Source organism: Belliella marina (assembly GCF_042682445.1).
Taxonomy (GTDB): Bacteria; Bacteroidota; Bacteroidia; order Cytophagales; family Cyclobacteriaceae; genus Belliella; species Belliella marina.
Map to the genome: position 1 here is coordinate 21,882 of NZ_JBHUHR010000015.1, position 22,050 is coordinate 43,931.

General features: G+C 36.5%; 21 protein-coding genes. 17 read left to right on the forward strand and 4 right to left on the reverse strand.

All coding sequences use genetic code 11. The features are described 5' to 3' along the window. Nucleotides 1-1,291: 1,291 nt before the first annotated feature. Nucleotides 1,292-1,495, reverse strand: coding sequence for a hypothetical protein (locus ACFSKL_RS04325; RefSeq protein ID WP_376883807.1), 204 nt, complete (start codon nt 1,493-1,495; stop codon nt 1,292-1,294). Nucleotides 1,496-1,599: 104 nt separating this feature from the next. Here ACFSKL_RS04325 and ACFSKL_RS04330 point away from each other — a divergent pair, with 104 nt between their 5' ends. Both ACFSKL_RS04330 and ACFSKL_RS04335 read left to right on the forward strand, forming a co-directional pair. Next, nucleotides 1,600-1,839, forward strand: a complete 240-nt coding sequence (locus ACFSKL_RS04330; RefSeq protein WP_241349912.1) for a helix-turn-helix domain-containing protein — start codon at nt 1,600-1,602, stop codon at nt 1,837-1,839. A 37-nt stretch (nt 1,840-1,876) separates the two neighbouring features. Beyond that, nucleotides 1,877-2,119 (forward strand): helix-turn-helix domain-containing protein, encoded by a 243-nt coding sequence (locus ACFSKL_RS04335; RefSeq protein ID WP_376883809.1) that lies wholly within the window; start codon nt 1,877-1,879, stop codon nt 2,117-2,119. 131 nt (nt 2,120-2,250) lie between these two features. Here the strand turns inward: ACFSKL_RS04335 and ACFSKL_RS04340 are convergent, their stop codons facing one another. Next, a complete protein-coding gene (locus tag ACFSKL_RS04340) occupies nt 2,251-2,472 on the reverse strand; it encodes a hypothetical protein (RefSeq protein ID WP_376883811.1) in 222 nt (73 codons plus the stop codon). A 483-nt stretch (nt 2,473-2,955) separates the two neighbouring features. Between ACFSKL_RS04340 and ACFSKL_RS04345 the strand changes: the two genes are divergently transcribed. The 11 genes from ACFSKL_RS04345 (at nt 2,956) to ACFSKL_RS04390 (ending at nt 16,191) form a co-directional block, all read left to right on the forward strand. Continuing rightward, nucleotides 2,956-4,206, forward strand: a complete 1,251-nt coding sequence (locus ACFSKL_RS04345) for a GTPase-associated system all-helical protein GASH (protein WP_376883813.1) — start codon at nt 2,956-2,958, stop codon at nt 4,204-4,206. Between the two features lies 1 nt (nt 4,207). Continuing rightward, nucleotides 4,208-5,194, forward strand: coding sequence for a TRAFAC clade GTPase domain-containing protein (locus ACFSKL_RS04350; RefSeq protein ID WP_376883815.1), 987 nt, complete (start codon nt 4,208-4,210; stop codon nt 5,192-5,194). Beyond that, the gene (locus tag ACFSKL_RS04355) at nt 5,181-6,029 is read left to right on the forward strand and encodes a TRAFAC clade GTPase domain-containing protein (protein ID WP_376883817.1); all 849 of its coding nucleotides are present in this window, start codon (nt 5,181-5,183) and stop codon (nt 6,027-6,029) included. Before ACFSKL_RS04350 ends, ACFSKL_RS04355 begins: the two co-directional genes overlap by 14 nt. After that, the gene (locus ACFSKL_RS04360; RefSeq protein ID WP_376883818.1) at nt 6,022-9,126 is read left to right on the forward strand and encodes a GAP1-N1 domain-containing protein; all 3,105 of its coding nucleotides are present in this window, start codon (nt 6,022-6,024) and stop codon (nt 9,124-9,126) included. Before ACFSKL_RS04355 ends, ACFSKL_RS04360 begins: the two co-directional genes overlap by 8 nt. A 16-nt stretch (nt 9,127-9,142) precedes the next feature. After that, nucleotides 9,143-9,823, forward strand: coding sequence for an abortive infection system antitoxin AbiGi family protein (locus ACFSKL_RS04365; RefSeq protein ID WP_376883820.1), 681 nt, complete (start codon nt 9,143-9,145; stop codon nt 9,821-9,823). 631 nt (nt 9,824-10,454) lie between these two features. Continuing rightward, entirely contained in the window at nt 10,455-10,892 is a 438-nt protein-coding gene (locus tag ACFSKL_RS04370) for a DUF4844 domain-containing protein (protein ID WP_376883821.1), read from the forward strand. A 677-nt stretch (nt 10,893-11,569) separates the two neighbouring features. After that, on the forward strand, nt 11,570-11,890 hold the full coding sequence (locus ACFSKL_RS23250) for a hypothetical protein (protein ID WP_465252689.1): 321 nt from the start codon (nt 11,570-11,572) through the stop codon (nt 11,888-11,890). Beyond that, complete coding sequence (locus ACFSKL_RS23255) at nt 11,839-12,318, forward strand: hypothetical protein (protein ID WP_465252691.1); 480 nt, start codon at nt 11,839-11,841, stop codon at nt 12,316-12,318. Before ACFSKL_RS23250 ends, ACFSKL_RS23255 begins: the two co-directional genes overlap by 52 nt. 432 nt (nt 12,319-12,750) lie before the next feature. Beyond that, nucleotides 12,751-14,070, forward strand: a complete 1,320-nt coding sequence (locus ACFSKL_RS04380) for an ATP-binding protein (protein WP_376883823.1) — start codon at nt 12,751-12,753, stop codon at nt 14,068-14,070. 983 nt (nt 14,071-15,053) lie between these two features. Continuing rightward, entirely contained in the window at nt 15,054-15,680 is a 627-nt protein-coding gene (locus ACFSKL_RS04385; protein ID WP_376883825.1) for a C10 family peptidase, read from the forward strand. A 25-nt stretch (nt 15,681-15,705) separates the two neighbouring features. Then, nucleotides 15,706-16,191, forward strand: coding sequence for a hypothetical protein (locus ACFSKL_RS04390; protein WP_376883827.1), 486 nt, complete (start codon nt 15,706-15,708; stop codon nt 16,189-16,191). Between the two features lie 595 nt (nt 16,192-16,786). Here the strand turns inward: ACFSKL_RS04390 and ACFSKL_RS04395 are convergent. Then, nucleotides 16,787-17,761, reverse strand: a complete 975-nt coding sequence (locus ACFSKL_RS04395) for an ATP-binding protein (protein WP_376883829.1) — start codon at nt 17,759-17,761, stop codon at nt 16,787-16,789. 95 nt (nt 17,762-17,856) lie between these two features. After that, nucleotides 17,857-18,546, reverse strand: coding sequence for an ArsR/SmtB family transcription factor (locus tag ACFSKL_RS04400; protein ID WP_376883830.1), 690 nt, complete (start codon nt 18,544-18,546; stop codon nt 17,857-17,859). 66 nt (nt 18,547-18,612) lie between these two features. Here ACFSKL_RS04400 and ACFSKL_RS04405 point away from each other — a divergent pair, with 66 nt between their 5' ends. The 4 genes from ACFSKL_RS04405 (at nt 18,613) to ACFSKL_RS04420 (ending at nt 21,789) form a co-directional block, all read left to right on the forward strand. Then, nucleotides 18,613-19,008 carry an amino acid-binding ACT domain-containing protein gene (locus tag ACFSKL_RS04405; protein ID WP_376883832.1) on the forward strand — a complete coding sequence of 132 codons (396 nt, stop codon included), beginning with the start codon at nt 18,613-18,615 and terminating at the stop codon, nt 19,006-19,008. A gap of 19 nt (nt 19,009-19,027) precedes the next feature. Continuing rightward, on the forward strand, nt 19,028-19,498 hold the full coding sequence (locus ACFSKL_RS04410) for an OsmC family protein (RefSeq protein WP_376883834.1): 471 nt from the start codon (nt 19,028-19,030) through the stop codon (nt 19,496-19,498). Nucleotides 19,499-20,083: 585 nt separating this feature from the next. Continuing rightward, nucleotides 20,084-20,725, forward strand: a complete 642-nt coding sequence (locus ACFSKL_RS04415; RefSeq protein ID WP_376883836.1) for an outer membrane beta-barrel protein — start codon at nt 20,084-20,086, stop codon at nt 20,723-20,725. Nucleotides 20,726-20,871: 146 nt separating this feature from the next. Beyond that, nucleotides 20,872-21,789 carry an AraC family transcriptional regulator gene (locus tag ACFSKL_RS04420; RefSeq protein WP_376883838.1) on the forward strand — a complete coding sequence of 306 codons (918 nt, stop codon included), beginning with the start codon at nt 20,872-20,874 and terminating at the stop codon, nt 21,787-21,789. The last annotated feature ends 261 nt before the right edge of the window (nt 21,790-22,050 follow it).

Consider the following 22,050-nt stretch of genomic DNA (forward strand, 5'->3'; position numbering starts at 1 on the left):
AGTTATCAGTTGATTAGGCCATTGGTTGAATTGGTTGATTGGGGATTAGTCACATCGAGTTTACCTCCCAACTCAGTGGGGGGAGGCGTAGCAGCCTGTCCCGCAGACTTGCGGGAAGATGTCTCGAACTAGGGATAAGATGTCCTCCCGCAATCCTTTAGGACAGGCTTCGCTTCTCTGCTTCTCTGCTTCTCGCTTCTCGTATCTAGCTTCTAGTTTCTCGTCTGTCACATCGACCAAAGGGAGATGTCTCGTACTAGTATTCTTTACTAAAGCCCTTTATTATTGTCTTTCTTCTCGCTTCTCACTTCTCGCTTCTCGTATCTAGCTTCTTGTTTCTTGTCTCTTACATCGAGCAAAGCGAGATGTCTCGAACTAGGATTGAGATTTCTCACTGGCGTTCGAAATGACTTAGCGTAAAAAGCCTGGCAGTACGGGCATGGCGTATGAGGTTCGCCACAAACCCAGTTTAGCATCACTTGGTTTATTGTTAAACATATACCCCGTAGCTGCCATGGCTTATTTGGTTATTAGTGGATTAGGTTAGTGGTTGATTGAGGTTTGAAGGTTGGAAGAGCTTGTCCGCCGCGGCGGATTGGAAAGTTGGAAGGTTTGGGGTCTAGTAAAGTTCATGGGGCATTTGTTATAAGTGGATTAGGTTATTGGTTGATTAGGTTATTGGTTGATTAGGTTATCAGTTTTAGGGGCAGTCACATCGAGCATAGCGAGATGTCTCGAACTAGGGTTAAGATGTCCTCCCACAATCCTTTAGGACAGGCTTCGCTTCTATGCCTCTCGCTTCTCGCATCTAGCTTCTAGTTTCTCGTCTGTCACATCGAGTTTACCTCCCAACTCAGGGAGGCGTAGAGAGATGTCTCGAACTAGGGATAAGATGTCCTCCCGCAATCCTTTAGGACAGGCTTCGCTTCTCTGCTTCTCGCTTCTAGTCTCTCGTTTCTAGTCTCTCGTTTCTAGCTTCTCGCATCTCAAAAACAACACATACCCCTCCCATCCTGGAAAAAACCTGCGTTTTCTCCAACTGGGTCCAGAAACAGGGAAATGCTCCTGACGAATAAGAAATTAGAATATGGATCCTTCCCGAAAGTGCCCCTGCAGTAGCGATAGTTCCGGAAAGGGTGCGGGTACATCCATGGCGTATCGACCTTGGAAAAACGTATCTAAGTAGATGCCCCGTCTCGCATTGGTAATGTAGGTTTAGATAGGGTTCTTGGGCTTTCGCTCAAAGAGGATATCGAAGTTTGTAAAACTCATTATTGTTTTTTAAATGATTTTATCTTTCAAGATTTTCTTCTTTCAGATAATCCAATAGTTTGTATGTTTTTTTAATACATTCGATTAATTCAGAATTGCAATTGACTATTTCAAATTCACTTAGAATCCCCAATAGACTTTTCCTAAATTCCGCTAATTCTTCAGCACCACTAATAGGTATTGCAATATGATTTTTATTAGCAAGATCCGTTTTATTGTTCATGAATTATACTTTATATCGGTATAAATATACCGATTATCAGTATATAACAAAAATAATTAATAATATTTTTCAATATATTTATCCCGTTTTCCTACATTAGAATCATGAAAAAGGGGAAATATCGAACTAGACTTGGTATTTATTTAGATCAAAGAGCCATTAACCAAGCTGAGGTATCACGGAAAACAGGAATTGACACTAACAAGATATCAGGGTTTTGTACAAAAGATTTGCAACTTTTAAGAATTTCTGCTTGTGAATTATATTTAATCTCTCTTGCGATAAAGGTTAATCCGTGTGATTTATTGAATCACATCTGTGGAGATTTAAAAATCAAAAACTAAATTGTTCAAATAAACATATAATTACTAAATCACACATATGAAAAAGGGAAAGTACAGAACTAAATTAGGTAGTATCTTTGATGAAAGATCAGTAAATCAATCAGATGTTTCGAAAAGAACTAAAATAGGAAAAAATAGATTGACCGATTTATGCACCAAAGAGTTGGTAAGAATTAAGGCTGATGAACTCTACTTAATTTCTTTAGCAATAAAAATGGATCCTTGTCACCTATTAGAAGAATTATGCTCAGATAATAAACTAGTTAAAGATAAAACTTAAGGTTATTGAATTGAAAATGTACTTATTATAAAAAATATTCACATAACCATATAGGGCTATTCCTTACTCTTTGCCTTGATGCAAAAAGTAACAACCCCGAAGCTTTCGGGGCAAGACGGAGATATCTCTCGTCATACGTCGGGACAGGCATATCCTCCCACAATGCCACCGCCGCCCCGGATCTTCGTCATCCCGCCCGCATCAGACGGTTTGTAGTAGAAGAGGAAGGAGCAGAAAGTTGTTATTATCACCGTATACTTTTCAAAAGCCTCTTTATCGGGGCTTTTTTTGTTTGAGAGGGAATTTGTGGTTAGTATTCCTTTTACTTTTTGCCTTGATGCAAAAAGTAACAAAAAGATCAAGAATTTCGAATGCTCCCCCGCTATCGCCACCGCCGGCTCGCTCGAAATTCGTTCCTGCCCGCATCAGACGGTTAGAGTTGAAAATAAAAATTTTTTTCAGTGAAAAATACCCTGTAGTTGGTATTTTTTGTTTGAAGGGGAATTGGTAGGTTTGGGAATGGGGAAATATCAGTAATATAGTTGATATCACACTAGAATAGAATGATATCAACTATTGTGGAAAGTATACGTTGTGCTTCATACGAGAAAGAGAAAACTTAATTATTAAAATGAACCGAATTGAAATAGAAGTAACAAATAAGTACAGACCAATTAATCTGAATGCCCTCGCTACGCATTTTTTAAAATTTCTCCGCCACCTCGCATTTGGCACATTTGCAAAGCCACACAAGCTAACGCACAACCAAAGGTTTGCAAAAGAGCCAAATTTTGCCCACGTATTAAACAGCCTAACAACAATAAAAATATATAACTATGGACGATAATTTCTTACAGTCAACTCTAAAATCTGGCCTATTTGATATTGGAGATAGTGATGATAGATTAAAATGGCTTCAGCAATCAGTAACCGATTTGGTAAAGTTTCTGAAGAAGAATTATACCGTCTTGCCAAAGTATTCCTTGGTAGCATTAGACTCTAATATTTCTGAAAAAGAACCAGTATTAATTGAAGTCGAAGAAATTGTCACTAAATATTGGAAGGCGCTTCGGGGAAAATATCCTGATATGCCTAGAAATATTCATAGGGGTGTTATTCTAAATGCGTTGATGGAATTAGGAAGTGAAGATCCTGTTGCTGCAAGAATTATCTATTTAACATCCACTAATTTCTATCCTTACGCAAAACTTGGCAAGGAAAAGGATATTGTCAATACGCTCTTAACTGAATTAGGAGAAATAGCAGAAACCCATGCAGTTGAAGAATGGTCGTTGATTGAAGAAGAACCCAAATTGAAACTTGGAAGTTTAAAAATTAATGGTTTGGAACTAGGGAGTATTGAACTTGATACAGAAACACTAAAGCCAAAACTACTTGAAGCCGCCAAAAGAGACCCTCAAGGACATAACCCCTATCAGCATCCTGACCAATGGGGTGCACACTTTGCTTCGAAAGCCACAGAGGGCATAGCGAACTCTTTCAATCATGCTCTTAAAGATTTCTCAAAAACTTTGTCCCCTAGTTCTATTGAAGACCCGATTAATAAGTTCTTTGCTTCCTTTAAAAAATCCTTAGATGATAACTTAAAAGCCTCATTTGCTTCTATTGTAGCGGTTGAACGTAGAAGTAAGTTGCTTTGGTGGAAAGAAACCCTTTATTCTCCATCACTCAGGAAAAGCTACCGAGAAGTTCCACAACCTATTCTTCCAATAGTAATGGGAAGTGATTTAAATGAGCAGGTTGCTGAAATAACTCCAATAAGTGTAGACTATCTATTAAGAGATACCTTGTTAATTCTGAATGAAAAGAAAGGTGAAAAGATAAAGTTTAAAGACTTCTTTAACTCTTTAACAAAATCTGAATTAACCAACCTTCTACCAGAAATAAATGATTCAGATGGAAGAATTAGTGTAACTGATTTTATCATTCTTTTCTTAAATGAAAAGGCTAAACTCAAAGACTTTACTGAAAGAACAGGAATTAAACAAGATGATGAAGTTTCTAGTGAAGATTTATCTGTCACAATTTTCCATGATTTACTCACCAAAAGACTAAGCTCGAAGTAATATGGCTGGAAACTGCTCACAACCTAAATGTTACCCCGAGGACAGTGGATGCAATATTGAAGGATGTATAAACCTTTCAGATTGCAAATACTATGGTGAAAAGGATGCTTCTAAAAAGGAAGACAAGCAAGAAATAGATACTGAAGGGCATAGAATCTCTTGGACAGGAAATACAATGGGGCTCTATGACCTCAATTTTTTAACAGCATCAAGAAAGCCAATTCTTATAGGAGTTACGGGTGTAGCAAGTGCTGGAAAAACTACGTTTTTAGCCACACTGTACTGTCTTATTAGACAAGGTGCTGAAATAGGGGAATATAGTTTTGCTGGTTCTCTTACTCTTAACGGATGGGAAGATATTGCATGGTATCTCAGTTGGAAAAGCAATGCAGAAATTCAGTTCCCTGACCATACCACAAATAACTCAGGAAGAGTTCCAGGATTGCTCCATTTATCCTTAAAAAATAAAACAGGTAAGAATATTGACCTAATTCTCACGGATGCACCAGGTGAATGGTTTGATCACTGGAGCAATAATATCAATAGCGAAAATGCGATTGGTGCTCAATGGATATATGAAAACTGTGATGGTTTTTTACTTTTTGCGGACAGTGATATGCTTTCTGGTAGCCAAAGAGGAAATGCAAAACGACAGCTTAAACAAGTTGCAGATCGGCTAATTGAAAACATCAATGACCGACCAATTGGTCTAATATGGTCTAAATCAGATTTAGAGTTAACCCATCAGACTAAAGAACAAATTATTAAACATATAGAAGCCACTCCATTTAAACACTTCAATCAATTTGAAACTAGCGTCCAAGAAGGTTCTAGTGGTGAATTTCATAAGGCAATTTTGGGATCTGTTAACTGGGTTATTGAAGTATTGAACCAAAATTGTAATACTCTTCCAAAGATTTCAGTAGCCAAACCCGAGGATATGTTTCTTTCAAAACGCTCAATTAATGAATTATATGGAAAAACATAATATTTTGATAATTGGAGGTCCAAACACTGGAAAAACTCATTTCGGGGCTCAATTATACGAGCGAATAAACAGTAGTAGGTTTGAATTTAAAATTGACACTAGCAATCGACCTTCAGATTTGTCAATTTTTCAAGACGCAATAAATAATCTATATAATGGTAAAAGAGCCGCACATACAGAAACAGGAGCTAACCGAAGTATTGAACTGATAATTACGGATGAAAAGAACTCTGAGGTCAAATTGGCCTTTCCAGACTATGCAGGTGAACAAATCACCTCAATTGTAGATAATAGAAAGGTCAATGATTTATGGAAGGACTATATTGAAAATAGTACTTCATGGGTATTGTTCATTCGACTAAATGAACTAACTCCACTAGAGGATATTGTAAACAAGGGAATTCCAAGTCCCGAAGAAATTCAAAAAAGGAATAGCCAGCCACCTCCTGTAAAGGTATCGGAAGCGGCCTTCTATGTAGAGTTACTTCAAACATTAGCATATATCAAAGGACTTTCAACATTCTCTCCAATTGGTAAACCTAACTTAACCGTGGTTTTATCCTGCTGGGATGAACTAGAAATACCTGAAGGTCAAGTTCCAGCAACTTTACTTCAAGAAAGGCTACCTATGTTATTTGATTTCTTGAATAATAACTGGCAAGATGAATATCTTTCAGTTATAGGCTTATCATCAACAGAGAAATCTCTTACAGATGAACCTGATGATGAGTTCATCGATAAAGAACCTATCAGTTTCGGGTATTTAATTGATAAATCTGGGAAACGTCAAGAGGATTTAACTCTTTCAATTAGGGATTTCATCGGGCATGAGTAAAATTGTTATCCATCAAGCATATTATGGTGAAGTCAATAAGTCTCACACCAAAATTCATCAAACTGTTGATGATTTAGAACTAACTTCATTCTTAATCAGGTTCACGGACAGACCAGGTTCACTGGCACCAGGAGTTGTGCTCAAACCATATCTCTCAGGTTCATCTTTTAAAAATTATTACATATTCTCTAAAACCTTTCCAGACCCACAAGCTAGTCGTTCTGGCATGGTAGTAACACATGTTTTAATAGCAGATATATCAACACTTGAAAACATTAATGACTTACAAATCATCCTAAATCTATTGATATCAGAAGTTCCAGTTGAAAGAACCAATTTGGAGCCTATTGAACTTGACGTTAAGCATTCTGACCACTCCTATGAATTAATACAGCCAATTTTTATTCAAAAATCTCTTTCATCATTTATCAAAGGGGATTTACCTATTCTGTTTACGGGTGATTTAGTCTCTTTTGAGGAAATTCTTCAAAAATTATGGAATTCTCCAATCAGTGGTTTTAGAGAACAACTTAAGTACAGAGCCAGTTTTTCACCAACAGACATAGAAGGTTCGGATGATTTAACCTTAGTATTTATTCAAAGTGAATTATTGCCAAAGTGGAATACCAATAAGCTGATCCGTGGAGAAGAGAATGACATAATTGAAATCTCATCCCCAACAGAAGCCTTGTTTCTGGGAAAACAAATAGAAAACCCATTGTATGATTTTCTTAAAATAATTGGCGCAAATCTTGACGATCTAAATTCATATATACAAGGCAATATATTGTTTGAAGATTATGTTGATTTGGACAACCTGGATGATCCAGACCTTATAAGACGTGATTTAAGGATTCTTTCAAAACTTTCACCAAATAAGAGTCTAGGTGCTTCCGTTAAGGAGGAGTTTGTTGAAAAGTACAACATTTTAATCAATAGTGGCTTAGAGTCAAATGTCAAAGGGTTAAGGAACATCTTTTGGAGCGCCTATATTGATGGAGAAAAAAAAGGTAAAAACCTTGTCAATGCCATGATTGATAAAGCAATTAGAGATTCAAAGTTTAAGCATATTGAAATGCTTTCAGAAGTGTCTACTACTGCTGTAAATGAAACAAACAAAACGTGGTGGCATAAAGCCATCGTTGATTCATTTAAAAAAAACGTTTTAAAGGCAGAAGAGACCATTCAAAAATCGATTTGGAAACTCTTACTTCTTTCAAAAGACAGCTCCAAATCCATCTTTTCATTTATACCTTCTCACAAAGACTCAGAAACACTTCTAATTCAATATTTGCCTAAAGATGTTCCGACTGAAATTGGAAAGACTGTCTTGCTTGAGCTACAAAAAAGGAATTGGAATTTGCTGCATGCGGAAATATTATTAAAACTCTACAAACCAGTAGAAGCAGTTGAAAAGCAATTTCCTATTGAGGATTTAATGAGTTATGATGAGTCAATAGGATTGAAATTGATTCTCAAAAATCTTTCAGATAATGAGGCCTTAGCAATAACCTTAAGATTATGTAACAACAAATTAATTCATGGATTAATAAAAAGAGCAATAAAAAATGAATCCATTTTTAGTTCGATTGATCTTCAAGTTTCCTGTTGGCTGACTATCTGGACAGGTTTACTCAATGAAGAAAAACCTTTTAGTTACGGGATTAAAGACAAAGAACAAGCCCTAGTTTTCAGTGTATTTGATTTAGCGTTAAAGGGCAAGAAAATTGATGACGTAGTTTTTGAAAGAACTTCCGAAACGATCTACTCCAATATTTCAGAATATAAAAACCGTCAAAAAATCTGGGCCTATATTCCTGCTAGTTATCAAGCTAAGTACATTGAATCAACAGCAGAATCATTCGTAGAAAAAATGGTGAATGAGGGAATTGATGGTTCGTCAATTGAAAAAACATTGGCTGATCATATCACCTCAAAATCTTACATGACATCATTTCTAAGTAAATACAGGAGTGATATAGAGCCTGTATTAAAGATGTTTGAGAGCTTCACTTCTCTCACTGACAAATTTCTTAGTGATTACATTTCCTTCTATCATTTTCAAATTACTGAAAATCAATCAAGACGTCTTGGCACACTAATTTTATCAAGGAATTATATCACCTCTGCAAGGGCTGTTTATGATAAATCTCGTTTCTATGGATCATTCACGTTAGCATATGAAGTTTGTAAGTCTCTAGTAAAATTGAATTGGTTTGAATCCATTTGGTCAAGCCCTTCGTCACATTACAAATCACAATACTATCCAATGGAGCAACCGAAAAACATTCAACCAAACCCAATTGAGAACCTGCCAACAGTTGTTATTCTTACAGCAATCAAAGAGGAATATTTGGCAGTCAGGGAACATTTGGTACAACCAGTAGATGCCACTCAAAAAAGCACGAGCTATGAAGCAGGAGTATTTGAGTTTAATAACAAATTAATAGCTCGTGTTGTAATTCGAGAGTGTGGACCTAAGAATACGAATGCTGCACAAGAAACTGAGCGTGCTATTCAATATTTTTCACCTGATGTAATTTTATTCGTTGGTATTGCTGGATCAAGAAAACCTAAGGACTTCTCAATCGGTGACGTTATTTACCCTACAATGATTTATTCCTACGAAGGGGGTAAATCTGAAAAAAAATCATTTAGCTCAAGACCTGATATGGGGGGGACAACATTTCACCTAGACGAAATCGCTAAGAGAGAGAGATTGAATAATGACTGGAAAAAATTAATAAAAAATGAACAATCAAAAGACGTGAAAGCTGATTTAGGAGTTATCGCTTCAGGAGAAAAATTGGTTGAACATTATGATTCTGGAATAGGAAAAATTCTTTCAAAACATTTTAATGATACTTCAGCAGTCGAAATGGAAGGTTTTGGATTTGCCAAAGCAGCAACCAAACAGGGGAAAGAATATAACAATATGATGGTTGGAGTAGTAAGAGGAATTTCTGATATAATTGGGCAGCCAAACGAAGAAGAGCAAAGCGGTGCAAGAGACCGAAGACCAGACAATGCTAAACAACTTGCTTCAGATTCAGCAGCTGCATTTGCTTTCTGGTTGATATTTAAAGCATTTCCTTAAAGATTTTCAGTTTTTTATGGCAAGAATTAGTTCAAGTACTCTTTTCAATTTTACTGATAGCATTGACTACCTAGTCAATAATCTGAAAGATGGTTTTTATTGCCATAATACCTATGAAAAGCTCCCGCTTAGAAACAATGGCTATCGTGTTCCAATGGCCTGTTTCTGCGACATTCCATTGAGTCTAATTAAAGAGCATTTTGATTGGTATGGCCGATACGGTATTGGCATTAAAAGAACTTATGCAAGAAAACAAGGAGTTAAACCAGTTTGGTATGTAACAAGCGAAAGTAATCTTGTTCGAAACCTGGTTAAGCAGGAGAGTCTATCAGAATACGAAAGGAAACATTTGCTTCCATATTTGAAACAGTTTCTTGGCAATCAGGCATACCAAAGTGGTAAAGAGAAAAGAAAGAAATTCTATGACGAGCGTGAATGGCGTTATATACCAGATAACTCACTAGTGGAATTTTTCTTTGGACTAAAAGCCCAGCGAGAAAAAAGAACTGCTATGCAAAATGGAGAGAGAATGAAACTTGACTTGAATCAAGTGGAATACATCATCATTGAGAAAGAGTCAGATTTTGACAAGATGATAAATGAAATACGAAAAATCACAAATGGAAATAAGGAATTAAAGTTCGAAAATCTGATTGCTAAAATCATGACAGCTAAACAGATTGAAAGAGATTTTTAACCAACGTACACTTGTAAGCACATTTGTAGGTCGCACAATGCCAACGCATGACCAAAACCTGCAAAAGAGCTTTTAAGTCCCTGCCCGAGAAAAGAGAAATTTAAAAAATGCTCACGGCACAAGTAAACATTGATAATGACATAAAAAAATAAAGAAAATAAAGCACGAAAGCACAATCGAGTAGCCCGACCTGATCCAATTGGCTCAGGTTGAGGCTCTCACACCACCGTACGTACGAATCTCGTACCTGCCTCTGTCGGCAGACAGGTACGGCGGTTCACTGGATTGTAGGTTGCGCCCGCCTGAATGACATTGTCGGGCAGGATTTGAGGTAATAGGAAAGCATTGATTCGTAACCTCTTCTTCTTAAGCGGGACAAAGTTATTGTAGTGATTACTTGTTTGAGATCAAGAAAACTTGCAGTGATTATTTGGAATATGGTCGTGAAAGGTATACCCTACATAAACCCAGAGGAGTATCTTTTCTTGGATCAAAAAAGAAAGTTGGGCTTAGTTAAGAGAATAAAGAAACAAATCGATAAATTCGGTCTGACTAATGAGGATATAGGACTCGAAATCAGTACAGATTGAGTGGATTTTCTTTGGGTTGGTCAAAATTTTAAAAGGCGACAGTGAAACAAGCAATAAATATAATTATCGGACTGACTTTACTTCTTTTCGCTTCTTGTGCAGAGGGACAAATAAAAACACCAGAAAAGGCAATGACAATATTTGATGGATTTAAAAACAAAGAAAAATTCCTAAAAGACGACAAACTGTTTTATCCAGGAATAGGCGACTCGAGCCTAAAACCTGTTTTGACAAAAAAAATAAATCTTGCAGCAGACGACTTTGAAAAACTTGCTGAAAAAGGAAATGCAACAGACAAAGAATATCAAAACGCAATTAAAATCGGACTTGAGCGATTTGCTGACCTTTATTTACAACTTGACACAGAAGACAGGGAAAGAGTTTGTAGTTACTTTGAAGAACTTATGGACATTGTTGGACTTGAAAGTTCAGGTGGACACTTAAACAACTTTATGTATGGATTTGATCCTTCAAAATAGCAACCAATTGAAAAGGACATTTAAAATATAGACCTTTACATTTTCGGAATCCTATGTTTAGCACTGTTCATTTATATGGATAATTCCCAAGACTTGAATGGCTTTTTGAAAAAGGCAGACAGAGTAAGAACAGGTTGGGGGTTTGGTTTTTATGCAATGGTTGGACTTAATAAAATTAGTTTCACTAATTTCAGGTGTGACAATTCCATTAATATTGACAATAATGTTATTACGAGAAAAATTGAAGAAAAACTAACCATAGTCGAGGGAAAGGGAAATCCCACCCCTAAACCTCTCACAGAACTCCCGTAATCGGGACAGGCTGTGAATCTCTCGATTGTTCATATTGGTTTGATTTTATTTGTATTCACGAATGCTTAGGCATTTCATACAGCCTGTTCCTCTAACTGGATATTCCTGAGCATGCTGACCCCTTTTAACCGGAATGTTTTTGAGCAGTGAAAGTGGTCTGATTGGCCAGATTCGACTGACATTCCGGCGGATGTTGGACCCCCTAAAGTAAGGATTTTGATAAGATTCCGGAGCCTGTTTAAAACACTTTACGAAAACACAGCAAAAAACAATGCTCTGACAAAATACCAAACAAAAAATTGAAGGGCGATAGGACACCAAACAAACATTGGTTTTTGTAAATTTGTGCTCTGAATGAGCAGAATATGGCAAAGAGTAAGAAAATACAAGTAGAAGGCAAAGACGGAGATTTCTTTATTTCCGATTGGCTTCGTAACAGAAATACTGTTGAATATCTGGGAATTTGGGAGACAGTTTACAACCCAGATTTTAATTATGGCGAATTCGCCATAATTAAAAGTCAGGCAGGATTGAATAGCTACAAACTAAGTGTAAAAGATTGGGTTGAAAAAACCAATGCCATTGGATTGAAAGCAACAGCAGGGCGATATGGGGGACTTACGCACATCCCGACATTGCCTTTGAGTTTGGAATGTGGATTAGTCCGCAATTCAAAATCTATCTGATTAAGGAATTTCAACGCCTAAAAAACGAAGAAAATGACCGTCTGAAATTAGAATGGAACTTACAACGAACTTTAGCGAAAGTAAATTACCACATTCACACAGACGCAATCAAAGAAAACTTAATACCGAGTGAAATTACTAAACAACAAGCAAGTCATGTTTACGCCAACGAAGCTGATTTATTGAACGTTGCACTTTTTGGGGTTACAGCAAAAGAATGGCGAGACAACAATCCAAGCAAAGACGGAAACATCAGAGATTATGCGACTTTGGAACAGTTGGTTGTGTTAAGTAATATGGAAAGCATAAATGCATTGCTTATCCGGCAAGGTTTGACACAAAACGAGCGACTAGTCCAACTCAATAAAACTGCCATAACACAAATGAAATCATTGTTTGAAAATAACACAATGAAGAAACTGAAATAGACGGATAAAAAACAACGAACCGCCAGCCGAGTAGTTAAAGGGGAATCCCACCCCTAAACCTCTCACAGAACTCCCGAAAATCATAATGAACCTCTCGATTGTTCATGTTAGGTTTGTTTTTAATTGTATTCACGAATGCTTGGGCATTTCATACAGCCTGTTCCGCTCATTGCGGAAGCTCTTATTACGCAGTTGGATACATTTTGTCTGACTAATTGTAGCCTAGTTTCCAGTTGGATATTCCGGAGCATAGCCTGTCCCGCATTCGGGATTGACCCCTCTGAATAATGGTTTTTTCGAAAACCGCCAACTATAATCCGATGGCAGGAAAACCAAAACCAATGAGTCAGATAAGGCAATTGATAATACTTAACAGGCAACTTCAAGTCATCTTTTCATAATATTTATTAGTTTTAAGAAAAAATCACCATCGTGGCAGAATCTCAAAACATAGAATATAAAAGCACTTGGAGAGATGAATATCTGAAATGGATTTGTGGTTTTGCAAACTCCAACGGAGGAACTGTTTTCATTGGCAAAGACGATAACGGAAAAGTTGTCGGTTTAGACGATGCTAAAAAGCTATTGGAAGAAATTCCAAACAAAGTGCGTGATATTTTGGGGATTTTGGTTGATGTGAATTTACACACAGAAAACAAAAAACAGTTCATTGAAATTATTACTGAACCTTATCCAAACGGAGTAAGTTACAAAGGACAATATCATTACCGAAGCGGAAGCACCAAACAAGAATTGAAAGGTGCGGCATTGGATAAATTTTTATTGCAGAAAAAAGGAAAACAATGGGACGGTGCGCCAATTCCAAATGTTTCGGTAAAAGATTTAAAGCAAGAAACTTTTGACTTTTTCAAAAAACGTGGAATAAGGAGTAAACGACTTGATGAAGAAAGTTTGAATGACACACCTGAACAACTTCTTGAAAATTTAAAGTTGAAAGAGGGGAAATATTTGAAAAGAGCGGCTTTATTGTTGTTTCACCCCGATCCCGAAAAATTTGTGACTGGTGCTTATGTTAAAATCGGCTATTTTGAAAACGATGCTGATTTGATTTTTCAAGATGAAATTCACGGTAATTTGTTTGAGCAAATTGAAAAAACGCTTGACATACTTTTTACGAAATACATCAAAGCAATTATCAGTTATGAAAACAAAATCCATCGCATAGAAACTTATGAATATCCGAAAGATGCCGTTCGTGAAGCCTTGCTAAATGCCATTGCCCACAAAGATTATTCATGTGGTGCAACAATTCAAATCAGAGTTTACAAAGACAAGATTATGATTTGGAACGCAGGACAGTTACCCGAAAATTGGACAATTGAAACTTTGTTGGGAAATCATTCTTCAAATCCATTCAACCCCGACATTGCTAACGCTTTTTTCAGAAGCGGTCACATTGAATCGTGGGGGCGTGGAATTTCAAAAATGATAACGTTGTGTATAGAAGCAGGACTTCCAAAACCCGAATTTGATTATCAAGGTTCAGGTATGTGGGCTGTTTTTCAAAAAGACATTTACAACACTGAACACTTGCAAAAATTTGGATTAAACGACAGACAAGTAAAAGCGGTGCTTTACGCAAAAGAAAACGGCTCTATTACAAACTCTATTTACCAAAAAATCAACGGCACTAAGCAAACACTTTCATCAAAAGAACTTAGCGAATTAGTCAAAAAAGAAATTTTGAAATCATCGGAGACAAAAGGTAGAGGAGCAAAATATATACTCTAAATAATTGTTCACTAATTGTTCGTATTGTTCACTAATCGTTCAGTAATTGTTCGTATTGTGCAGACAAAAACAAGACAACCCAACAGACGACCAACTAACAGACGAGAGAAGGGCAGCTGATAACATCTAGCCCAAAGAGAAAAGCCCTTATCCCGATCCCTATCGGTAAGCTCTAATTGATGTGAAAATCTATCAGGGTCGCCGATAGTGATCGGGCTGCTAGTGGCTGCTGAGTGCGCCGCGGCGTATTGACTGACTTGTGCGACATGGCGTACATCCGTAGGGTGAAGGGTTCGCTAGATGGAATAGTAGGCTGATTTATGGTTTTTTGGATACGGTTGTTTTAGTTTTTGGTTGTTATTAGGGGGTTTTGCTTTGGTTTGGGCATGCCCCCCTACCTTTTTTGGGGAATTTGATTTTCCCGCATGTCTTGGACCTAATCATTGATTTCTTAGATCCTGTAAATGGATCAAGCAGGTGTTGTTTTGGCTTACTGCTTTGACCTTGCTTCCTTTGAAGCACTTGTACTTGTTCAGAATCCACCTGATCAACCATGACAAATTAAAAATACCTATACCCATACTTTGACCAAATATGTTTGGCCACCATATATGTAGTTGCACCTCAGATTGGTAGTACAGATTCCACAATCGAAACAGTTCCGATTTACTTTGCCTTTATCTTTCACAAAACAATTCATTGACTACATTTGTAAATATTGAAATAATTTTTTAGTATTATAACTAATTCAAAATAATAAACCCTATTAAAGGGTTTTATTCCAAGTGAATTGGGGAACGTCCTTAATGTTATACCTATCCAGTGATATTGAAATGATGTAGTTGTAATGGTTTTGGAGAAACCATTAGAAGTCATACAGATACCTTAAAAGTTCACTTCTAATGCTACCAGATTGGCAGAAGTAAAAGAGGAAATTGAGAAATTACAAATTCTGAAATCAACTTATTTTCAAACACATAAAAATGTTAGTCAAAATTACGAACGCATGGAAGTACTTACAAATGGGAGGGTTCAATGATGCATTACCTTTTATTACATGTAGCGGTACAAATTTTCAAGTGTTTGCAGGATGTGTACCCATTGCCATGGGGCAAGTAATGAGATACTATCAATATCCTTATAATTATGATTGGGCTTCAATTCCCTTGACTTCTTGGGGGGCGACCACTACAACGGCAAATTTTATTGCTGACATTCATGATGCCATTGGCAATATGTATAGCGGACAACCTATGTATGATTGTAATGGAACAGGGGTGTCAGCTTCTGCAAATATGGGTAATGTCTTTAAAAACAAATTTAATTATTCCTCTGCTAGTTGGGCTGACTTTAACAGAAATGTTGTTCGAAGCAACATTGCAAACTACAGCAGACCTGTCATTTTAAGTGGTGATAATGGAATAACGGGACATATGTGGGTCTTCAACGGGTATCGTAGTACCACATTCTACTTTGATGATTGCACTGGTGTTTCATTTCTTAGCCTTCATATAAATTGGGGTTGGTTGAATGGTAGCAATAATGGATGGTATTCATTTCAAAATTTCAACCCTGGAAACACTCATTTTAACAACAACAAAAAAAAATGATTTATAACATAATACCTTAAGCACTATGAAAAATTTATTAATTGTTATTGCAATTTCTACCTTTTTTTCATGTAGTAATACTGATGAAATAGACGAACTAAATTTCACCTTAATTGCCGGTTTAGAATTTTCCATTTTTAATGCCCAAAATGAAGATTTATTAAATCCTGGTAACCCAAATCATTTAAATACTGATGACATTAGATTGTTTTATGTTATCAACGGGGAAAGTCAAGAATTTTTTAAAGGAAATTTAGACAACCCAAGAGGCTATTTAATTGGCGAGCATGAAGGAATCTACAGAATTGGGATTTATCTTAATCATGCTGAAACAGAAGACAGACCGATAACATACATCCAATGGAACAACAATATAGAAACGGATACTATTGAAGTTTCATATCGAAAAATCCAACATGCTGTTATACAGGAAACCATTTGGTTAAATGGAGAACAAATTTGGGAAATAGGCGATAACACTTCTGATCCATATTTTGTACTGGAGAAATAACTACAGTTAACATTTAGCCCACCAGAGAAAATCCCTAGATACCGATCCCTATCGGTAAGCCCTGATTGATGTAAAGATCTATCAGGGCTTTTTATAGATAATGTGTTTGTTTTTTTAATGGCATCTATGAATGCATAGCATTTGTCTAGTGGCTGCTGCGTGCGCCGCGGCGTATTGACTGACTTGTGCGACGTGGCGTACATCCGCAGGGTGAAGGGTTTGCTAGGTGGAATAGTAGGCTGATTTATGGGTTTTAGGAAGTGGCTGTTTTAGTTTTTGGTTGTATTTAAGAGGTTTTGCTTTGATTTGGGCATGCCCCCCTACCTTTTTTGGGGAATTTGATTTTCCCGCATGTCTTGGTCCTAATCATTGATTCCTTAGATCCTGTAAATGGATCAAGCAGGTGCGGGATTGGGTTTGAAAGATTTTGGAATAGAAAGTTGGGGTTAGTTAATAATTATTTCCAGCCCATATTCATCAACAGCTTCAGTGCTGGAAGCTGTGAAATATGGTCTTCTTTAAATGATGGTACTGCCTTTAGTTTTTATTTTTTACTAGTTTATTCCCTAGTTTATTCCCTAGTTTATTCCCTAGTCTATTCCTTAATTACCCAGAATCCTGATTTTTTAGAACCTTCTCTATGTATAATTCCACTTTTTTGCATTTTAGCCAAGTTATATTCTACCCCTTTGTCAGAAATTTTTAGGGAATTAGCCAACTCCTTGGTAGTGATACCTGGTCGATTTTTTATCAAGTCGATCATCTTTATGGCAGTTTTACTAAAGGTAAATCCTCCATTTCTTTTCTCCACAGTCTTCTCCACAGCTCTGTGTAGAACTACTGTAAACATCCCATCTGTTTTAAATAGAGGTTCTGGAAGTTTTGCCTCCTTCATTCGATCTTTAATTCTACCTATTCCTGAACCAACTTGCTCTACCATTCGGATGCGTACAAACAGACCAAATATCAAGGGGTTCCGACTGTGGCTTTTGGTTCCAAAGTCAGCCAATGAAATTGCACTGGTCAAGCCTCCAGGATTACTGATTTCCACTCGGTCTTGAAATAGTTCAATAGTGATTTTGGCACCTTTATCATAATAGTCTCTGTGGGAAAGTGCGTTGATAATGGCTTCTTTTAAAGCTGTTTCGGGAATTTCCCAAATCTCTTTTCTAGGCCCGCTACCTTCTATTTCATATCGAACATTGAGTTTACCTTTAAGCCATTGTATAGCAAGCTGATACTGATTCATCAATGGCCCGCCAAAAGTCTTGTCATCAATAATTTGAGTTTTGTTATCTTTCTCAAAGGCAATGCAACGTAGCACGGCAGTTTCAATAAAATTCTCTGGGGCAGTACCAAAAAACAAAACACCTCCATTTTTAAAATTTCCATCTGCTAAAACCAGCCTTAAGTTTTGTATAATTTGATCCTGAGTGATTGTTTTTGACAATCCACTTTGTAGCCTAAACTCTTCAAACCATTTATGATCAATATCACTTTGAAGATTAAAACCAGAACAAGGAGCTTCATCAAAATAGATGCGATCCGATTGCTGAAAGAAATCACGCATTTGTTCTACAGAGGTGAGCTTTTGTGTATTAGGACCTTGTCTTACATATATGGCTCCGAATGCCTACCGTCTCCAAGCTGAATCACGTTATGCGGTCATTGTAGAACAATACCCAACAAATCATAAAGTTCCTGACGACCTTTTCCTGTTATGACCAATTCTCTTGAAAATTCAACTTTCTTAAACCATTTTCTTTCAAGCATTTTGTTTAAAAATTCTGCACCAAGCAGACCGGCTAAATGTGGGCGGCGTTCAGACCAATCAAGACATTGACGAGTTACAGGGCGACGATTATTAGTAAGGTCTTCTTTTAAAATATTAAAAAACAGAAACCATTCCCAGCCCTTTTCAGATACTAAGTAGTTATTCTTTGACTTTGTTACGTAGCCTTTTGCTTCTAATGTTTCAACAATTTTAACTCCAACAAAACCTGCCAAGTGGTCGTAACAGGTTCTACAATATTTTATACCGTTTTTCTTGGGTTCTTTCCTTACAATTTTAGTCAAATTATTGTTTGCAAGATTTGCTAACCCCTCAACGGCATAAGCAACCTCTGAATTTGAAAGTGAGTAATACCTATGTCGTCCTTGAATTTCAACTTTAACAATTTCTGCTTCAAGCAATTTTGACAAATGATTACTTGCAGAAGTAGGTGAAGTATTTGCAACTATAGACAACTCACTTGCCGTATATGCTCTGCCATCAAGCAAATTCCAAAGCATTCTTGCCCTTGTAGGTTCACATATCAAAGCGGAAATAGAAATAAATTTATCTTCTACATCCATAGTTCAGTATTAGATGAAGTGTAAAAGTAATAATTGTATTTCCTTTGCACAAATAAAAAAATAAAAATGCAAGACATAGAAATTTTATTAGAGAACAAGCCAGGCATATTGGCTTTGATGGGTGAAACATTAGGCAAACATAAAATCAGCCTTGAAGGTGGTGGCGTATTTCAAAATGGAAAAATTGCAATTGCTCATTTCTTAGTGGAAGAGGCAGAGAAAGCCAAAGAAGAATTAGCAAAGGTTCAAATTGATGTTGTGAAAATAAACGATGTGATTATTCAAAAACTGCGGCAAGATGTTGCAGGGCAATTAGGAATGTTTTGCAGAAAAATGGCAGATGCAAACGTAAATATTTTGGTACAATACAGCGACCATTCTAATCAGTTAGTTGTAGTTGTTGACGACTTTAAAAAAGGTAAAAAAGTTTCAGAAGAATGGATTAAAGAATGGTGGAGCTAAATAACTTAAAAATAAAATTATGAACGGACAGCACAATTACAGCTTAACTGTCAAGTGGACAGGCAATAGAGGAAAAGGGACTTCAAATTATAAAGAATTTGAAAGAAGCCATTCTGTTTTTGTTACTAATAAAACTGAAATTCTGGGTTCTTCCGACCCGGCATTCCGTGGCGACGGAACAAAACATAATCCGGAAGACCTTTTGTTAGCTTCTATTTCAGCTTGCCATATGTTGTGGTACCTGCATTTATGTGCTGTTGCAGGCATTATTGTTACAGAATATATTGATAACGCAACAGGCATAATGATTGAGACTACAAACGGGGGAGGGAAATTTACAGAAGTAACTTTAAATCCTACAGTTACTATCACAGATATTTCTTTGACACAAAAAGCGAATGAACTTCACAAAAAAGCGAATGAATTGTGCTTTGTTGCGAATTCATTAAATTTCCCCGTTTACCACAGGTCAACTTGCATAACGACCTGATCACACGGACAACTAACCGCTAACATTTAGCCCACTAGAGAAAAGCCCTTTCATAAAAAGCCCTGATTGATGTAAAAATCTATCAGGGCTTTTTATAGATAATGTGTTTGTTTTTTTAATGGCATCTATGAATGCATAGCATTTGTCTAGTGGCTGCTGCGTGCGCCGCGGCGTATTGACTGACTTGTGCGACGTGGCGTACATCCGCAGGGTGAAGGGTTTGCCAGGTGGAATAGTCGGATGCCTTTTACTTTTTGCCTTGATGCAAAAAGTAACAAAAAGATCAAGACGGAGATATCCTATCAGCGCTCTAGTCCAGCGCTGGCCCGGATCTCCGTCGTCCCGCCCGCATCAGGCGGTTAGTCTTGAAAACAAAAAGTATTTTCAGTGAAAATACCTTGTAGTTGGTATTTTATATGAAAATCGGAATGGTTATGTTTAGAGATAATTAAGAAATATCAGCAACTCTTATGCGTATAGCATGCTATATGGCATACATAGCGCAATTGTTGCGGAGAGCAAACTGTTGGTGGTAATGCTAAGAATATGAACCGAATAATTACAATATCATCGTTACTAATATTTTTGACATTTGCAGAAGCAATGGCTCAGAAAAAAATGCAAGTAAAATATGAAATTGGAATAGCGCATACGGACTATGAATTAATAAACCCTCAAAATAATGTTCAAATTTTAAACAATAATCACGCTTTCTATGGGGCAAGCATATCACGTGAATTGAATTATAACTTCCACCTTGAAACAGGTATTTATAGCAAATATTACGGAGCAGATTTCTATTCAAATCCCCCAGACACCGCTAACTTAATTTTAGGAATGAATAGAATTCAAATCCCAATCCGTTTAATTTACAAGAAGAAGATTTTATCAGACAGATTAAATTTTTCGCTATTTACAGGGACCTCCATTTTAATTAGTCATTCTCAAAACGGTTTCATATTTTCATCAGATAATGAATATAAATCCATTGGAGATAAGCCAAAAAGAACTTTTGGATTAGTTGAATTAGGTGTAGGAATAGAATACGAAATTTTCAATAACTTTTCGCTAGGATTTAATGTACGGACATTCTATGGGTTAAATCAAAACATCAATATTCAATATGATAATATTAATTCTGATAATACAATAACAAATTATGACATTAAATCCAATGGGAACTTTCAAGCATATACGGTTGCTGTTGGATATAAATTTGGAAAATAAGCACATACCACCAACATTGGCTAAAAGCGGGCGGGAAATGCTAGATTGGAAGTGATTACCTTTAATGAACTTTGGTCTTGGTGGACAGTGAATCGGGTTTAATGCCGGCCTGCTCTTAGCCTTGACCGTTGTACAGCATTTGAAAAATGATAATTACAGATAAAGAAATACAAGCTGATTATAAGAATCGTATCAATCGAGTTTTTGAATTTATTGACGAAAACTTGGAATCTGAACTGTCCTTAAATACAGTTTCAGAAATTGCCTTTTTTTCACCATTCCACTTTCACCGAGTGTTCAAATTAATTACAGGAGAAACTTTAAATGAATATATAACAAGGCGAAGAATCGAAAAATCAGCATTGGACTTATTGCACATAAATATTTCAACAACCGAAATCGCTCATAAAATTGGATTCAGCGATAATTCTTCGTTTTCAAGGGCATTTAAAAAATATTACGGAGTAAGCCCGACCGAATTTAAAAAGCAAAACCCAAACAGACTTAGCAAGATTCGTCAACTTGAAAGCAAGAACGGACATGAATATCCTGACTATGACAAATACATTTGCATCATTGATAACCTTAAAAATTGGATAAAAATGAATGCAAAAATTGAAATTACAGAAATGTCGAAAATGAACTTGGCTTATGTTTCAAGTATCGGGCCTCAAAACCTTGAAAACGCTTATGGAAAATTAATTCAATGGGCAACCCCTCAAGGATTAATGAACGACCAGACAAAAATGGTAACGATTTATCACGATAGTTTTAAAGTGACACAAGCGGACAAAGTAAGAATGAGTGCTTCTATTTTGTTAAACAAACCTGTGGAAGCAGATGGAGAAATTGGACTGACTTCAATCGAAGCAGGAAAATTTATCGTTGGTAGTTTCGAGATAGGCTTGAACGAATTTGAAAAATCGTGGACAGGACTATTTTTATGGATGAACGAAAACGGGTATAAAAAAGCCGACAGAAACCCATTTGAGATTTATCACAACAACTTTAATGAACATCCCGAAAGAAAGGCTATTGTTGACTTTTACGTACCGATTGAATAAAAAACGCTGTACAACAAACACTGTATAAGCGTAATGCGGCAGCTTAAAAGACGACACAACAAAAGAAAGTAATGGGACATAAAAAAGTTTGCTTAGAATGTAGATTGACATTTAACAGACCATATGACAGTGGCTCTGAACAAACTTATCCTTGCCCTGAATGCGGAAACCCAATGACACTTTTGTCTCACCGATTTAGGCCACCTAAAAAGACAGAAGACAAAAAATGGGAGACAGTTAAATTTCTAATTGAAAATGGAT

Bases quoted from the DNA above. Each gene is read 5' to 3' on its own strand.
- ACFSKL_RS04325 (WP_376883807.1), bottom strand. From the start codon at position 1,495: ATGAACAATAAAACGGATCTTGCTAATAAAAATCATATTGCAATACCT.
- ACFSKL_RS04330 (WP_241349912.1), top strand. From the start codon at position 1,600: ATGAAAAAGGGGAAATATCGAACTAGACTTGGTATTTATTTAGATCAA.
- ACFSKL_RS04335 (WP_376883809.1), top strand. From the start codon at position 1,877: ATGAAAAAGGGAAAGTACAGAACTAAATTAGGTAGTATCTTTGATGAA.
- ACFSKL_RS04345 (WP_376883813.1), top strand. From the start codon at position 2,956: ATGGACGATAATTTCTTACAGTCAACTCTAAAATCTGGCCTATTTGAT.
- ACFSKL_RS04350 (WP_376883815.1), top strand. From the start codon at position 4,208: ATGGCTGGAAACTGCTCACAACCTAAATGTTACCCCGAGGACAGTGGA.
- ACFSKL_RS04355 (WP_376883817.1), top strand. From the start codon at position 5,181: ATGGAAAAACATAATATTTTGATAATTGGAGGTCCAAACACTGGAAAA.
- ACFSKL_RS04360 (WP_376883818.1), top strand. From the start codon at position 6,022: ATGAGTAAAATTGTTATCCATCAAGCATATTATGGTGAAGTCAATAAG.
- ACFSKL_RS04365 (WP_376883820.1), top strand. From the start codon at position 9,143: ATGGCAAGAATTAGTTCAAGTACTCTTTTCAATTTTACTGATAGCATT.
- ACFSKL_RS23250 (WP_465252689.1), top strand. From the start codon at position 11,570: ATGGCAAAGAGTAAGAAAATACAAGTAGAAGGCAAAGACGGAGATTTC.
- ACFSKL_RS04385 (WP_376883825.1), top strand. From the start codon at position 15,054: ATGTTAGTCAAAATTACGAACGCATGGAAGTACTTACAAATGGGAGGG.
- ACFSKL_RS04390 (WP_376883827.1), top strand. From the start codon at position 15,706: ATGAAAAATTTATTAATTGTTATTGCAATTTCTACCTTTTTTTCATGT.
- ACFSKL_RS04395 (WP_376883829.1), bottom strand. From the start codon at position 17,761: ATGCGTGATTTCTTTCAGCAATCGGATCGCATCTATTTTGATGAAGCT.
- ACFSKL_RS04400 (WP_376883830.1), bottom strand. From the start codon at position 18,546: ATGGATGTAGAAGATAAATTTATTTCTATTTCCGCTTTGATATGTGAA.
- ACFSKL_RS04405 (WP_376883832.1), top strand. From the start codon at position 18,613: ATGCAAGACATAGAAATTTTATTAGAGAACAAGCCAGGCATATTGGCT.
- ACFSKL_RS04410 (WP_376883834.1), top strand. From the start codon at position 19,028: ATGAACGGACAGCACAATTACAGCTTAACTGTCAAGTGGACAGGCAAT.
- ACFSKL_RS04420 (WP_376883838.1), top strand. From the start codon at position 20,872: ATGATAATTACAGATAAAGAAATACAAGCTGATTATAAGAATCGTATC.